The following is a 12,995-nucleotide window of genomic DNA, read 5'->3' as shown; positions in this document are numbered from 1 at the left end:
TGAAGGAAAATGAAGCGCCACGAAGGTAACGGGCCCTTCGCTGAACTGCGCCGCGCCGGCGCCGGGGCGCTGTTTACTCCGCGGCGGCTGCCGGTGGCGTGCCCGCACCCTCGGCGGCTTGGTGCTCTTGGTTCTCTTTGGCAGCCAGGGCATCGGCCTGTAGCGCGGCAAAGTATTGCAGGCCGGCCCGGTTCGGGGCCGTACTAGGCCGCTCGGTGCGCGGGCGGGTTTCGCCCTCGGCCCGCGGCGGGCGCAGGGCCTGAATGTCTTCAAGCGAAAAGGCATCTTCCACCCGATACTCGCCAATGCGGCTGCGAACCAAACGGGTGAGGTGCGCGCCACACCCCAGCGCCACGCCCAAGTCGCGCGCCAGGCTGCGGATGTACGTGCCCTTGGAGCACACCACCCGAAAATCTATTTCGGGCAGCTCAATGCGCGTCAGCTCAAATACTTTGATGTCAACGGTCTTGGACTTGATTTCTGCCTCCTGGCCATTGCGGGCAATTTCGTAAGCGCGCTTGCCGTCAATCTTCACGGCCGAAAACAGCGGCGGGGTCTGCTGAATAGTGCCGACGAAGGGCAGCGTGGCGGCCGTTATTTCCGCATCGGTCAGGTGGGAGTAGGGGCGGGCCATGTCCACGGCCGTTTCCAGGTCGAAGCTAGGGGTGGTTTCGCCTAGGCGAAATGTGCCCGTGTATTCCTTTTCCTGCGCCTGAATGAGGTCGATTTCCTTGGTTTTCTTGCCCGTGCACAGAATGAGCAGGCCCGTAGCCAGCGGGTCGAGGGTGCCGGCGTGGCCGATTTTCTTGATGCGCAGGGTGTTTTTTACCTTGCGCACCACGTCGAACGAAGTCCACGTCAGCGGTTTGTCGAGCAGCAGGACCTCGCCCGTCTCAAAGTCGAAATCAGCTAATGTTTTGGTGCTCATACCAGTTGCAGGTTTATACCCAGGGCTAACATAATCAATAAGATGCCGCCCACAATGATGCGGTAAATACCAAAGGCCTGAAAGCCGTACTTGGTAACAAAGCCCACGAACACCCGAATGGCCAGCAGCGCCACCACAAACGCCACCACATTCCCAAAAAGCAGCAGTTTCACCTCGCCCATCGATAGCCCAGTTTGGCTGTCTTTGTAGAAGTCGTACAGGTCTTTGGCGGCGGCGGCGGCCATGGTGGGCATGGCCAGAAAGAAAGCAAACTCGGCGGCCGCGCGGCGGGTGAGCTTCTGGGTGAGGCCGCCGATGATGGTGGCCGCCGACCGGCTCACGCCCGGCACCACGGCCAGACACTGAAACACGCCAATGGTAAACGCCTGCCGCCAGCCCGGATTTGTGACCGGATGGCCGCCTTCGTTCGGGTCCTCCTGTGGAAACCAGCGGTCGATAAACATCAATACCACGCCCCCGAAGAGCAGCATGAACGCCACCACGGCCACGGACTCGAGCAGCGCGTCGATGTACTTCTTCAACAACAGCCCCACCACCACTACGGGCAAAAAGGCAACCAGGAGCTTGAGGTAGAAATCAATGCTCTGAAAAAAACGCTTCCAGTACACCGCCAACACCGATAAAATGGCCCCAAGCTGAATCACCACCAGATAAAGCTTGGTGAAGGGAGTAGCCGGAATGCCCAGCAGTGCCGACGCAATAATCATGTGCCCTGTGCTCGAAACGGGCAAAAACTCGGTGATGCCCTCTACAATCGCGAGGAGCAAGGCTTCCCAATAGGTCATACAGGCAGAATTAGAGGCGCTTGTAAGCCGGAGCGGCTGGAGCGGCGGGGGCTACTTGGGTCACTGGCTCGGTAGTGGTACCAAGGGAAGTAGCCGGCGCGATGGGCGCAGGATTCAGTGTTTTGTCGCGCACCATAATGGCTGCAAATTCTATCCCAAACCCGGCGATGAGCAGCAGCGGCCCCAGTGTGATGCCCACGAAGTCTTCGCCGTAGTTTTCCTTATCGCCAAACATCATGGTGATGAAGCCAGCGGCCAGCACCGCTAGGCCCAGCCACATCAGGCGGTAGTTGCGGGGACCAAAGGCGAAGCGCGGAGCAGGGTTGGTAGGGGTCATAATTTAATACAGGTCGTCGAGCGACATTTTTAGGTACTTGTGAACGGCGCGGGCCGAACTGAAAAAGCCAATGACCACGCCCAGGCCCACCACGCCCAGCAGGAGCAGCGCCAGGCGAAAGTCATCGCGCAGCAAGCGCAGCGGCTCCACTTCGAGGTAAGCGTATTGAAGCAACGCCACCAGCAACAACGCCGCCAAAACGCCGCTGGCCAGGCCCTGCCACGTAGCCCGCCGCAAAAAAGGCTGCTGAATAAAGAGCGGTGTCGCTCCCACAAGTTGCATGGAGCGAATCAGGAAGCGTTGCGAAAACAGCGCCAGCTTGATGGTATTGTTAATCAAAATGACCACCACCAGAACCAGTACGGCCGCAAAGCCCAGCAGCACCAGGCTCACCCGCGTTAGGTTGTTGTTGATGCTGGTGAACAGGTCCTGCGGATACTGCACCTCAAACACGCCGCGCTGGGCCGCCACGCTGCGCTCAAGTTGGCGCAAGTGCATGGTGTCGGTGTATTCGGGCTTGATTTTGAGCACGTAAGCATCGCGCAAAGGGTTGTCGCCGAGGAACTGGCGGAAATCTTCGCCGGTGCTTTGCAGCAGCTGGCGGGCGCCTTCTTCCTTGCTCACAAACCGGATTTGGCGCTTGCCCTCGCGCTCCGCAACGTAAGGCAACTGGCCCAGGTCTTGCTGCAGGCGTAGCAACTCCGTTTCGGGCAGTTCGCGGTCGAGGTAGACCTGCACCTCCAGGTTTTCGCGCACCACTTCCGAGAGTTTTTGGGCGTGAACCAGCAGCAAACCGAACAAGCCAATCACCACCAGGGCCAGCGTAATGCTGAATACCACGAGCAAAGTAGGGTAGGAGCCGAGCTTTTTCTTGCGGGTGGTGGGAGTGGTGGGGGCAGCCATATTATCGGCAAAGGTACTCGGAGCAGTTTTCAGTTGGCAGGTATCGGCGAACAATTACCCGTTCGGGGGCTGCGAAGTTGCAGCAGCGCCCCTGATAAACGGGTACTGGATTCAAAGATTTGTGCGCGGGTCTTCGTCCACGGTCAGCACTTCCCGGCCCTCCCGGGCTTTCTGGGTGTTGCGCTCCTTGCGCTTCAGGTTTTTGCGGCTGAACAATTCCGCAAAGGTGTTGAACTGCTCGGTGTGCAGCAACGACAGGCCCGCGCGGGGTTGGTTGATGGTTTCCAGGTCGCGCGGAGTGGTTTCGTAGCGCAGCTTGGTGCGGAACTTGCCGTCGGGCCGCAGGTAGTATTCCAAACTCAAGTCGCCGAGCAATGAGGCTTGGCCGGCAATGTTGCCGGGCGCGCCGGGAACGGTGCCTGGGCTGTTCACTAAGTTGGCGTTGCTGGTAAATCCTCCCTCGCGGGTCACGCGCAAGCGGCCATTGAGCAACGAGTAGCTCAGGCGCACCTGCAGGGCCTGCAACTGCTCCGAAGTAAGGCCGTTGATGTTGAAATCAATTTCCAGATTCTGGTCGATTTGCGAAGTGAGCAAGCCCAACTGGGTGCTCAGTATCTGGCCCAGGCTGTTTTGCACCGTGTTGTCTTGTCCCCGCAGCGAAATGGTGTTGCCAAAAGAACCCAACGGAGAAAGCTGCTTAAATACCAGAAGGCTGAACACCTGGCGGTTAAGCTCCTGCTCGTCATTTCGCAACGAAGAGGTGAAAGCGGCCAGGTCGCCTTGGAGCGTGCCCGGTGCGTCGTTGAATTCCAAGTTTAGCTTAATGGCCGGCAGCAGCAACGGCCCGGTCAAGTTCATCACGGCCGTGACGGGCACTACGGCCGCGCTGCCATTGCTGGCTGTGCCCAGCACCGGCGCCAGCGACGTGCGCTGGGTATAGATGGCGGTCACGTTCATTTCGCCGGCCAACGGGTCGCCGTTCCAGGAAATGATGCCGCCCGGGCGCACCACAAATTCCTTGTTGATGAGGCCCTGCAAGGTGAAATTATAGGCGCCGCGCACAATCTCGACCTGGCCGTACATATTGAACTCGCCCCGCGTATCAATAGCCATGCGCAACTGCCCGGCCGCCGAGCCGCGAATCACGTCGCCGGTGCTTTCATCGAGCAGGATTTCCAGGTAGGCGTCGGGGGTAATGGTCAGGTTCATGTCGAGCCGGAGGCCCGAAAGGTCGATTTTTTCCTGTACGGCCACCGGTTTGGGCTTTTTCAACAGCACGGTATCGCCCACGGGGTTGTTGTTGACGAACTTGATGTAGCCCGCTTTCTGGGCACGGGCAGCGTTATCAAGCGGAAGCGAAATGCGCGTGCCCGACTCGCTGGTGGCCCGTACGTTGATGTCGAGGTCGTTGGTAGGCCCCGTGACACGGGCTGTGCCAGTGGCGTAGGCCGTGCCGAAATACAGTTCGTTGTCCTTGCGGGTGGTGTTGAGTACCTGCATCTTGCGGAAACTGGCCGCAATATCCAGGCTCATGTCTTTAAAGCCGTGGTGGCTCACAATGCCGTCCACTGTGCCGGTATTGCCCAGCACGTCGCGCAGGCGAATTCTCCGGAACTCAATCGTGCTGTTGGTGAAGGAAATACGGTCGGAAAATGTGTAGGTGGTGCCCAAGTAGCCGAAGGTGAGCCGTCCGTTGCTCACGTCGACCTGGCCCAGGAGGTTAGGCGCGTCAAACCGGCCCGTGAGCCGGAGCTGGCCGCGGCCGGTGCCGCCCAAGTTCCGAAAGAGAGTGCCCAGAAAAGGCTGCGCCAGCACCACCGGGGCATCGTTGAGGGTGCCCGTTAGGTTGAATTGGTTGGTCGCATCCTTGGGGGCAAGGTCGCCCAGCACGGTGAGCACCGATTGTCCGTCGCGGGCCACGTCCATGTTCAGGCGAAGCTTGCTGGTATTGTTGTCCCAGTCGCCGCGCCCCGCTACCTGGCCGATTAAGGTGCCTTGGTACGTCAGCGAATCCACGCCCAACGTGGTGTTGATGGTGAGGGGACCGTAGACGCCGCTCACCGTGCCCTGGGCATTCACGCGGCCGCCCAGTTGCTGGCCGGTCAGGCTGTTCAGGGTCGCCAGCTCAAAGTCCTTTACCTGCAATTCCAGGGGCGGCTTGCTGGCATCGGCCGAGATAAAGCCCTGCGCGCCCACAAACTGCACGCCGTTGCTAAAAGTCAGGTTACTAATGTCAAACTCGCGGCCATAGTCCGAAATGCGCACCGAGTTGTCGGCCGCGATGGTCCAGTCTTTGTCCAGCAGGTGTAGGCCCGACTGACGAAAAACCACCTCCACCGCCCGCGGCAAAAATGCCAATGACCCGTTGATGGTGGCCTTGTTCGTGGTGCCCGTTTGGGCCAGGGAAGTCGAGAAATTAATGCGCTCCTGGTCCCACACGCCCTCCACAATGAATTTCTCGGTGCGGCCCACCGTGGGGAGGACCTGCTGTGCACTGGTGATGCTGGCCTGCGCCAGCACCTCGGGCTTGTAAGGCAATTTCGACGTCAGAAAGTCAAAATCGTTATTTACGGTGCTCACCGGGCCGTAGCGCAGGCTGTCGAGGTGGCCGCCTAGCTGGAAGATGGAGGTTTCCCCACTCCGGAACGAGCCGTCGATGCGGCTGCCATCGGCTACCCGCAGTTCCGGCACAAACAGGGACAGGACCGGGTTGGGCCGCTTCAGGTTAAGCAATAAGTCAATCTGATACACCGGCAGCACCCGCTGGCGCTTGCGCCGGTAGTAGGCCTCGGTGGCGGCGTCGTTGCTTTCAAAGTTGAGCCGGTACTCGGTGAGCAGCGTTTGCACGTCGCGCACCACATCCGACGTGTTGAAGGTGCCGGCCACGCTGGCGTCGGCCGCCTCGGAGCGCACGGTCACGCGGCGCTGGTTGCGGCTGTTGCGGGTGCTCACCACATCAAGGGTATCGAGTTTGAGCTTGCGGTTATCGAGGGTGAACGTGGAGTTGCGTAGGTAGGCGTGGCCGATGAGAGAGTCGAGCTGCACGCCCCGGAATTTCACCTGGGCCGTGGTGGCCACCACAAGGCGCTGCCGCATGAGGCCCAGCGTGCGCAAGTCGGCCCGCTCGATGCGGGTTTTGATGTCCACGTCCTGGTGCGCGCGGTCTAGGTCAATGCGGCCGTTGGCCACGAGGCGCACGGCCGGGTCGTTGATGCTCATGCGCCCCTCAAACGCCTGCTGATGGAAGTCGCCGTTCAGCGCAATGTTGTGGTACCGGTAGCCTTTCAGCCAGATGCTTGGCACCAGCACAGTGGCCGTACCCCGCGCAAACGGCGGCAGGAAGCCAACGCCCGCCACGCGACCGTTCATGGTTACGTCGCGCACCACGCTTTCGTCTCCCAAAAACTTGCCCAGCTGAAACGAGTTGGTGCGCACCGTGCCTTGGTAGGCGGCGCGGGTGAGGTCGGTTTTGGTTTTGAGGTTGACGTCCGTTGCCACAAAGCCCAGGGCTGTATCGAAGGAGGCATTGGCTACGAAGTCGTTGTAGAACCCCAGTATTTGGCCCTGCAGCTTCACGGTGCCGAGGCGCTGGACTATTTTGTTGGCCGAGGCCGGCAGCCAGCGCTTCAGGTCGCTGGTCACCACCACCGAAGGCATCAGGCGCAGGTCGATGAAGCTTTCGCGGTAGTTGGGCAGGTTGTCGGCGTGGGCACGCTTGGCCACAATGTGCGTGCCCTGGCCGTAGCGCACGTCCAAATCGTTCACTTTGAAGTCGCGCACATAGCCGGAGGCGTCGCCCGAAATCGTGATGGCGTCGTGCAGCGTCGCCAGTTGCGGGGCAAACTTGGCGATGTCGTCCGTATACACCCGCGCGTTGCGCAAGCGGGTAATGGTCTTCATCGAGTCGTTAAAATCGGTGAAGTTGCTGAACACCCGAAATTCAAAACGCAGGTAATCTTTGATTTGGCTGCGTCCCACGCGCAGGCTCAGGTTTTTGAACTCCCAGAAATGCGGGCCATACAGCATGTCGGCCGTGATTTCGCGCAGCTGCGACTGCGACGGCGTTTCCACGGCGTGCAGGTTGCTGATGCGCAGGCCCAGCGTGTCGCCGAGGCGGATGTTGGACACATCGGCGTAGATGCTATCTACCACCATGTGGGCGTAGTCGATGCTTTTGCCGTAAGTAGCCGCCCGGGGCACGTCGGCTTTTTCGATGGCGAAATGGCCGTTGCGCAAGGCCACGTCCGCAATTTTAAAGTCAAAAGGGGCCGATTGGGTGGTGTCCGATGGCCCCATCAACCGTTTCACCGCCGCCATAAATTGGTTGAAGGTGGTGGTATCGGGCTGGCCCGCCAGGTTTTTCAGTACAAAGCGGGGCTCATTCAGCGTCAGCTTCGCAATGTGGAGGTGCCGCGGGTCAAAGACCGAAAACAAAGAAATATCCGCATCAGCCCGCCCAATGCTGAACAGTTCGCCCCCGGTCCGGTCCTGAACCCGCACGCCTTGGAGCAGCACGCTGGAAAAGGGCCGAATGTCCACGCGGCCTATCGTTACGCGTTGTCCTAGCTTCCGGGTCAGCACATCGGCGGCCTTGTGCGCCAGCTGCGTTTGCACGCTGGGCACCCGCAGCGCCACCATTGCCCCCACCACGGCCACTGCCACCACCAGCCCAATAACCAGCAGTACTTTAAGCAGAATAGTGAAGAAACGACGCACCGAGTGAAGAGATATTAAGCGGAAAACGCGAGGTAATCCGCAAAGTTGCGGTTTTTTAGCCGTTTGCGGCAACAGCCAACAACATGGCCAACTATCAAGCCAAAGGAACGGCCCATTTAGCAGCCGGGTTCAACGCTTTTGACTCCTTCTATTCCGCCCTGGCCACTGCGTGTCCTCCGTAATAAGGCGCCCTTACCTTTGCCCACTCGCCTCGCAGCCGGGCACATACCATCGGGCCGGTTTGCCCTGCTTGGGCAGCTCGCCGTGCTGCTTTGCTCACCCACGGATTAGAAGAGAGACTTAATTGATAGAAAACACGGATTTACTATGCTCGCTCATCCCATCATCCTCGCCATCGAATCATCCTGCGACGACACCGGGGCCGCCGTATTGGCCGGTGGCCAGCTGCTGAGCAACGTGGTGGCCACCCAAAAAGTACACGAGCAGTACGGCGGCGTGGTGCCCGAACTGGCTTCGCGCGCCCACCAGCAGCACCTGCTGCCCGTGGTGACGGCCGCGCTCCGAGAAGCCGGCATCACCAAAGGCCAACTCGACGCTGTGGCCGTTACCCAGGGCCCGGGCTTGCTGGGTTCCTTGTTGGTAGGAGGGATGTTTGCCAAAACCCTGGCCCTGGCTCTGGATAAGCCGCTGCTGGCCGTGAACCACATGCGGGCCCACATCCTGGCTCACTTTCTGCGCGACCCCAAGCCCGTTTTCCCGTTCCTCTGCCTCACGGTGAGCGGCGGCCACACCCAGCTGGTCGTGGTGAAGTCGGCGCTGGAGATGGAAATTCTGGGCCAAACCATTGACGACGCCGCCGGCGAGGCATTCGACAAAACCGCCAAGCTGCTCGGCCTGCCTTACCCCGGCGGCCCGCACCTCGACAAACTGGCCCGCGCCGGCAACCCCACCCGCTTTCCCTTTCCCGTGGGCGCCATGCCGGGCTACGACTTCTCTTTCAGCGGCCTGAAAACATCGGTGCTGTATTTCATAAAGAAAGAAACCGCCGCCAACCCCGACTTCGTGGCCGAAAACCTGCCCGACCTGTGCGCCAGCATTCAGCACACCATCATGGCCACGCTACTCCGCCAGCTCCGCCGCGCCGCCGCCGATACGGGCCTGACGCAAGTTGCTTTGGCCGGTGGGGTAGCGGCCAACTCCGGCTTGCGCACCGCGCTGGAAGCCGAAGCCGTGACCCAAGGGTGGGAAGTCTTCATTCCGGATTTTGCCTTCTGTACCGATAACGCTGCGATGGTGGCCATGACAGCCCATTTTCAATACGAAGCCGGCGAATTCGCCACCCAGCTCACCAGCCCCGACCCGCGCCTCAAACTGACGTAGCGGATTATAGCGCGGACTTTGTAGTCCGCGTCCTCGCGCTGTTCGGGTGTCGTTCGGTGACGCGGACTAAAAAGTCCGCGCTACTGCTTTACTACTTATGACCAACCCTTTCCGCTCCGGCGCTACCAAGACGCATTCCTACGTCGTGCAGCCCCAGGACTTTGCCGATTTTGGCCCGGATACCGGCGGGCTCGTTCATCGGGTTCTCAGCACCTTCGCCCTGGGCCGCGAAATGGAGTGGGCCGCCCGCCTTTTTGTATTGGAAATGAAAGCCGCCGACGAAGAAGGCATCGGCACCGAGTTAGCCATCCGGCACCACGCGCCCGCCTTTGCTGGCGAAACCGTGACACTTACGGCTACCTTTGACGTCCTCGACGGCGCAAATTTGCGTTGTGCCGTAGAAGCCCGAGTGGGCCCCCGCCTTGTCGCCACCGGCCACACCGGCCAACGCATCGTGTCGCGGGCCCGCCTGGCCGCCCACTTTGCGGCGCTGCAAGCCGAAGCCGCGGCCCCCGCACCTCCTGAACCGAACCAGTAACATGGCCAAAGACGATAAACCTGTCATCATCAACATCAAAAACCGCCGCGCCAGCCACGAATACACCTTTCTGGCCAAGTACGACGCGGGCGTGATGCTGCAAGGCACCGAAATCAAAAGCATCCGCGAAGGCAACGTGAACCTGACCGACGGCTACTGCCTGTTCCACACCGACGGCAGCCTCTGGATTCATTCCATTCGCATCGCGCCTTATTCCTTAGGCACTTACAACAACCACGACGCCATGCGCGAGCGCAAGCTCCTGCTCAACAAGCGCGAGCTCAAGCAACTGGCCGGTAAAAGCGTGGACCAAGGCTTGACCATCATCCCGCTGCGCCTGTTTGTGACGGACCGCGGCTTTGCCAAAATCGAAATTGCTTTGGCCCAAGGCAAAAAGCTGTTCGACAAGCGCAACGACCTCAAGGAAAAAGCCCAGAAGCGCGACATGGAGCGTATGTAACAAGAAGGGAGTGATTTCGCCCTTTTGCCTTCCTATCCCTCACGCTCATCGGATTGCTGCCGTTCTTTGCATTCACTCATTCACCCATTTGCCCATTCACCTTTGAATCCCGGTATCTGCGCCCTGAGCGCTGTCCCCGTCCGTGCCGAGCCCAATGACCGGGCCGAGCTGGTTACCCAGCTGCTGTTTGGCGAGTGCTACCAGATTTTGGTGACGCAGGAAAGCTGGCTCCAGGTGCAGCTCGCCGCCGACGACTACGTGGGCTGGATTGACACCAAGCAGCACACGCCCGTTTCGTCGGATTACTACGCGCAGTGGTGCGCCCAGGACCACCCCCGCGCCCTCGACGTGGTACAGGCCGTGAGCGACGCCACCACCAAAATTCCCCTCACGCTGGGCTGCCGCCTACCATTTTTCGACGGCATGAACGTGCGCGTGGGCGACCGCAGCTATTTCTTCAACGGCACGGCCACCAACCCCACCGCCGCCCCCGACTTTGCCCGCCAAGCCGCTCTGCTACGCAAAATCGCCCTCATGTACCTGAAGGCGCCCTACGTGTGGGGCGGCAAAAGCATCTTCGGCCTCGACTGCTCCGGCCTGTGCCAGCAGCTCTACGGCTTGGTAGGCATCCAGCTCCCGCGCGATGCCCGCCAGCAGATTGACCACGGCCGCCCCGTCCATTTCGTGGCCCAAGCCAAGCCCGGCGACCTCGCCTTTTTCGACAACGCCGAGGGCCGCATCGTGCACGTGGGCATGGTGATGGATGAAGGCCTCATCCTGCACGCCCACGGCGAAGTCCGCCTCGACCCGCTCGACCACAACGGCATTTACAACCGCGACCGGCAGCGCTACTCGCACAAGCTGCGCCTCCTCAAGCGCCTGCTGCCAGAGTAGGAGCGGAGCAAACAGCACATAAGGCCACGTCCTGCTGAGCGCCGCCGAAGCATCTCGACTTGCACCGCTTTTCCTGCTAACGAAGGAAGCATCTTTTGCTGGCCGAACGATTCGTGCAAACCTGAGAAGGTCCTTCGCTTCAGGCAGGATGACAAACCAGGAAACGAAGCGTCAGTGATGCTTCGGCGGCGCTCAACCGAACCGTTCGGTTTTACGGCTGATTGCTGGATGAACTTAACCCCATACCGCTTGTTTATCCGCTTGGAAACCGCTAGCTTTCGGCGGGTTATCCGAGCCCCAAGCGTGTATGGACCAAAAAGTGTTAGTGCTGAATGGCGACTATACCGCCATCACCCTGTGCAGCGTGCAAAAGGCGTTTGTGCTCTTGTTTCTTGACAAAGCGGAAATGGTGGCCAAGTCAGAGCAAGGCGTTTTGCGCACCATTTCGCATGCCTATCCCAAGCCGAGCATCATTCGCTTGCAGCGCTATGTGCGTGTGCCCTACAAGGGCATTGCTCTGAGCCGCCATAATATTTTCAAGCGCGACCATTTTGAGTGCCAGTACTGCGGCTCGACCAAAAACCTGACCCTCGACCACGTGGTGCCACGCTCCCGCGGCGGCGAGTCGTCCTGGACTAACCTGCTGACTGCCTGTGCTCGCTGCAACCACGCCAAGGGCCACCACACGCCCAACGAGGCCGGTCTCACCATTCGGCAGCAGCCGAAAAAGCCCACGTTGGCAGGCTTTCTGAAGCTCTCGGCGGGCACCATTGACCAGAACTGGCACGCCTATCTAAACTAAGTTGGGCAGTAAGGCGTTGGAGAAGGGTACCTTTGTGCCCCGCATCCAAAAATCCCGCCCATGGCCTTACCCAAATTCGCAGCAACTCGCTCCTTTCACACCGAGCTAAAAACTCGCATCAACCAATACTTTGAGGAGTCGGGCCGGCGAATGACGGGTGATACCAGCCTTATTGTCAAAGCCGTACTGCTCGTGGGCGCGTTGATTGCCTTGTACGTTCACCTCGTATTCTTTACGCCGGCCACCGGCTGGGCTTTGCTCGAATGCGCGCTTGCCGGCTGCGTTATCGCCGCCATCGGTTTCAACGTGATGCACGACGGCGCCCACGGCAGCTTCTCGCGCTTCTCTTGGGTGAACAAGCTGGCGGCCTACACGCTGGGGGTGCTCGGCGGCAGCCCATACATGTGGAACTCCAAGCACAACCTCATCCACCACACCTACACCAACATAGCGGGCCACGACGACGACATCGATATCCGCCCGTGGATGCGCATGACGCCCGACCAGCCCAAGCACGCGCTGCACCGCTACCAGCACTTCTATTTCTGGGTGCTCTACTGCATGCTTTACCTGTCTTGGGTATTTGCGATGGACTACCAGAAATACTTCACCCGTCAAATCGGCGCCATTGGCCTCAAGCCCATGAACACCGGCGAACACGTGAGCTTCTGGGGCTTCAAAGCCCTGAATTTGGTGCTGTATATCGCCTTGCCCATCTACATGGTTGGTTTCCTGCCCTGGTTAGCCGGCTTCATGCTGAGCACGTCCATTGCTGGCTTGGTGCTAAGCATGGTGTTTCAGTTGGCGCATACCGTTGAGGATGCCGCTTTCCCCATTCCTCACGAAACAACAGGCAAATTGGAAGATGAGTGGGCCATCCACCAAGTGCGCACCACGGCCAACTTCGCCACCGACAACAAAGTAGTTAGCTGGTTAGTAGGTGGCCTCAACTTCCAGATTGAGCATCACTTGTTCCCCAAGATTTCACACGTGCATTATCCTGCTATCAGCAAGATTGTGCAGCAGGTGTGTGATGAGTTTGATGTGAAATACAACAACTACAGCCGCACCCGTTCGGCCATCGCCTCCCACGTCGGTTTCCTCCGCCAGATGGGCCGCGCCGCATAAAGCACCAGATATTGCAAACAAAAAGCCCCGACGCAACTGCGTCGGGGCTTTTTGTTTATAAGAAAAAACTGTCATGCTGAGCGCAGCCGAAGTATCTCGCGTGCCACAGCAAAATCAGTCGTTTGAATTACTGGTGGCACGC

General features: G+C 59.6%; 11 protein-coding genes. 6 read left to right on the top strand and 5 right to left on the bottom strand.

The window, feature by feature from the left end; translation table 11 throughout:
* Positions 1-73: 73 nt before the first annotated feature.
* From truB to I2I05_RS22345, 5 genes are all read right to left on the bottom strand, one after another.
* Complete coding sequence (gene truB, locus I2I05_RS12220) at positions 74-928, bottom strand: tRNA pseudouridine(55) synthase TruB (protein WP_196282541.1); 855 nt, start codon at positions 926-928, stop codon at positions 74-76.
* Positions 925-1,734: an undecaprenyl-diphosphate phosphatase gene (locus I2I05_RS12215; protein WP_196282540.1), complete on the bottom strand. Its 810-nt coding sequence runs from the start codon at positions 1,732-1,734 to the stop codon at positions 925-927. The genes truB and I2I05_RS12215 overlap by 4 nt, the downstream gene beginning before the upstream one ends.
* A gap of 10 nt (positions 1,735-1,744) precedes the next feature.
* The gene (locus I2I05_RS12210) at positions 1,745-2,071 is read right to left on the bottom strand and encodes a DUF3098 domain-containing protein (RefSeq protein ID WP_196282539.1); all 327 of its coding nucleotides are present in this window, start codon (positions 2,069-2,071) and stop codon (positions 1,745-1,747) included.
* 3 nt (positions 2,072-2,074) lie between these two features.
* Complete coding sequence (locus I2I05_RS12205) at positions 2,075-2,974, bottom strand: cell division protein FtsX (protein ID WP_196282538.1); 900 nt, start codon at positions 2,972-2,974, stop codon at positions 2,075-2,077.
* A gap of 111 nt (positions 2,975-3,085) precedes the next feature.
* Entirely contained in the window at positions 3,086-7,690 is a 4,605-nt protein-coding gene (locus I2I05_RS22345; RefSeq protein WP_196282537.1) for a translocation/assembly module TamB domain-containing protein, read from the bottom strand.
* 327 nt (positions 7,691-8,017) lie between these two features.
* On the opposite strand from I2I05_RS22345, the gene tsaD reads away from it, so the two are divergent.
* The 6 genes from tsaD to I2I05_RS12170 all read left to right on the top strand — a co-directional run bounded on the left by tsaD (position 8,018) and on the right by I2I05_RS12170 (position 12,853).
* Positions 8,018-9,031 (top strand): tRNA (adenosine(37)-N6)-threonylcarbamoyltransferase complex transferase subunit TsaD, encoded by a 1,014-nt coding sequence (gene tsaD, locus I2I05_RS12195; RefSeq protein ID WP_196282536.1) that lies wholly within the window; start codon positions 8,018-8,020, stop codon positions 9,029-9,031.
* A gap of 97 nt (positions 9,032-9,128) precedes the next feature.
* A complete protein-coding gene (locus I2I05_RS12190) occupies positions 9,129-9,569 on the top strand; it encodes a thioesterase family protein (RefSeq protein ID WP_196282535.1) in 441 nt (146 codons plus the stop codon).
* Position 9,570: 1 nt separating this feature from the next.
* The gene (smpB, locus tag I2I05_RS12185; RefSeq protein WP_196282534.1) at positions 9,571-10,029 is read left to right on the top strand and encodes an SsrA-binding protein SmpB; all 459 of its coding nucleotides are present in this window, start codon (positions 9,571-9,573) and stop codon (positions 10,027-10,029) included.
* 102 nt (positions 10,030-10,131) lie between these two features.
* Positions 10,132-10,923 (top strand): C40 family peptidase, encoded by a 792-nt coding sequence (locus tag I2I05_RS12180; protein ID WP_230688304.1) that lies wholly within the window; start codon positions 10,132-10,134, stop codon positions 10,921-10,923.
* Between the two features lie 307 nt (positions 10,924-11,230).
* Positions 11,231-11,725, top strand: coding sequence for an HNH endonuclease (locus I2I05_RS12175; RefSeq protein WP_196282533.1), 495 nt, complete (start codon positions 11,231-11,233; stop codon positions 11,723-11,725).
* A gap of 60 nt (positions 11,726-11,785) precedes the next feature.
* Complete coding sequence (locus tag I2I05_RS12170) at positions 11,786-12,853, top strand: fatty acid desaturase family protein (protein ID WP_196282532.1); 1,068 nt, start codon at positions 11,786-11,788, stop codon at positions 12,851-12,853.
* The last annotated feature ends 142 nt before the right edge of the window (positions 12,854-12,995 follow it).

This window comes from Hymenobacter jeongseonensis (assembly GCF_015694725.1).
In the GTDB taxonomy this organism is placed as follows: Bacteria; Bacteroidota; Bacteroidia; order Cytophagales; family Hymenobacteraceae; genus Hymenobacter; species Hymenobacter jeongseonensis.
The sequence above is the reverse complement of the archived record's forward strand: the minus strand, read 5'-3'. Positions and strand labels throughout refer to the sequence as shown.

Coding starts and splice junctions, on each gene's coding strand:
- truB (WP_196282541.1), bottom strand. CDS start 928: ATGAGCACCAAAACATTAGCTGATTTCGACTTTGAGACGGGCGAGGTC.
- I2I05_RS12215 (WP_196282540.1), bottom strand. CDS start 1,734: ATGACCTATTGGGAAGCCTTGCTCCTCGCGATTGTAGAGGGCATCACC.
- I2I05_RS12210 (WP_196282539.1), bottom strand. CDS start 2,071: ATGACCCCTACCAACCCTGCTCCGCGCTTCGCCTTTGGTCCCCGCAAC.
- I2I05_RS12205 (WP_196282538.1), bottom strand. CDS start 2,974: ATGGCTGCCCCCACCACTCCCACCACCCGCAAGAAAAAGCTCGGCTCC.
- tsaD (WP_196282536.1), top strand. CDS start 8,018: ATGCTCGCTCATCCCATCATCCTCGCCATCGAATCATCCTGCGACGAC.
- I2I05_RS12190 (WP_196282535.1), top strand. CDS start 9,129: ATGACCAACCCTTTCCGCTCCGGCGCTACCAAGACGCATTCCTACGTC.
- smpB (WP_196282534.1), top strand. CDS start 9,571: ATGGCCAAAGACGATAAACCTGTCATCATCAACATCAAAAACCGCCGC.
- I2I05_RS12175 (WP_196282533.1), top strand. CDS start 11,231: ATGGACCAAAAAGTGTTAGTGCTGAATGGCGACTATACCGCCATCACC.
- I2I05_RS12170 (WP_196282532.1), top strand. CDS start 11,786: ATGGCCTTACCCAAATTCGCAGCAACTCGCTCCTTTCACACCGAGCTA.